This is a genomic window from Nocardioides sp. F233 (assembly GCF_057813895.1).
This window is the reverse complement of the sequence record NZ_JBVASH010000015.1, coordinates 1-1,428: the sequence shown is the minus strand read 5'-3', so window position 1 is coordinate 1,428 and position 1,428 is coordinate 1. Positions and strand designations below refer to the sequence as shown.

Below are 1,428 nucleotides of genomic sequence, written 5' to 3'. Positions count from 1 at the left end.
TGTGATGTCTCAGGAGATCCCTGACAGTTCTGTATCAGGACATCCCTGACAGAAGGTGTCTCAAGACTTCCCTGACACTTGTCCGGGGCCGCGGCCTCCGGGTGGTCGGCCATTGCCGACGTATCGCACTCCTGGTGCGGGTCGGGTGTGCTCGATGAGGATCTCGCCTTCGAGGTCGGCGACGGTGATGGTGTCGCCCTCAACGATGACCAAGACCTGCTGGAAGCCGTAGCGTCCGTCGACCTTGTAGTTGACGCCGGCCAGCATGAAGGTGCCCGCGGTGCTCAGCCTCCTGACGCTCGTGCCGGCCGGCAGGTTCTTCGGTGCTGGGGCGGGCCGAAGGCGTTTGGTAACGGCCTGGACAAGGAAGGGCTCCTCGGACTTGGGGCGTGGCGCTTCGGCCTTCTCGGTGGCCTCCCAAGCTGTCTGGGGCGTGATGCGGCCCGGCAGTCCTTGGTGGGGACGTTCGGTGTTGTAGATGTGGTCGAACGCGTCGACTTGTGCCTGGAGTTCGGCGAGCGTGGCGGCGAGGGGCTGCTTGTCGAGGTAGCGGAACAGGGTCTGGTGGAAGCGCTCGTTCTTGCCCTGAGTTGTGGGCTTGTAGGGCTTGCCGGTAATCGCCTCGACACCCAAGGACGACACGTGCTCGACGAGCTGGCCCACGAATCCGCGTCGGGAGGGGTTGAGCGCGGTCCCGTTGTCGGACAGCAGCCGCTGTGGGACGCCGTGGGCGGCCACGGCCTTGTCGAAGACCACGATCGCGGCCGCGGATGTCTCACCCCGCGCGACGTGGGAGGCGACGGCATAGCGAGAGTGGTCGTCGATGAGCTGGAAGATCACACACTTCCTGCCACCGGTCAGCACGTACTCGGTCGCGTCCATCTGCCAGCACGCGTTCGGGGCCGGATACACAAACCTCCGCCAGGCCGAACGCGGCTTCTTGCGAGGCTCCTTCCGCGCCACGCCCTCCGCACGGAAGATCCGCGCCAGCGTCGCGACCGACGGGACGCGCTCAAGCCCCATCGTCATCATCTTGTCGTGCACGCTGATCGGCCCATGGTCCAAGCCGGAAGACTCCAGCGCTGCTCGCACGCCCAGTGCCTGCTCGCGCACATGGTCGCCGACCTGGTTGGGACTGGCCCGCGGACGACGTGATCGTGGCTCCAGGGCCGCTGCTGGACCGTCTGCGGCCGCACGCCGCCTGAGCATGTAGAACGTCTCCCGCGACAACCCGTGTTCGGCACAGAAGGTGGACACCGCTCCGCGGGGGGCGTCATCAGGCCACAGCGCGATAGCGAGCCGGACACGGGGATCAACAGGTTCATTCGACACCACTCAACAGAGCCAGAAGTGTCAGGACCGAACCCCGTCGAAACGTCAGGAATCTGCTGACACAGAACTGTCAGGGATGTCCTGAGACATCACAAT

1 protein-coding gene is annotated in these 1,428 nt (G+C 65.2%); it reads right to left on the bottom strand.

Annotation, left to right across the window (positions count from 1 at the left end; all coding sequences use genetic code 11):
* Positions 1-60: 60 nt before the first annotated feature.
* A complete protein-coding gene (locus tag ACZYRU_RS26865) occupies positions 61-1,332 on the bottom strand; it encodes an integrase core domain-containing protein (RefSeq protein ID WP_488960170.1) in 1,272 nt (423 codons plus the stop codon).
* Positions 1,333-1,428 lie beyond the last annotated feature (96 nt).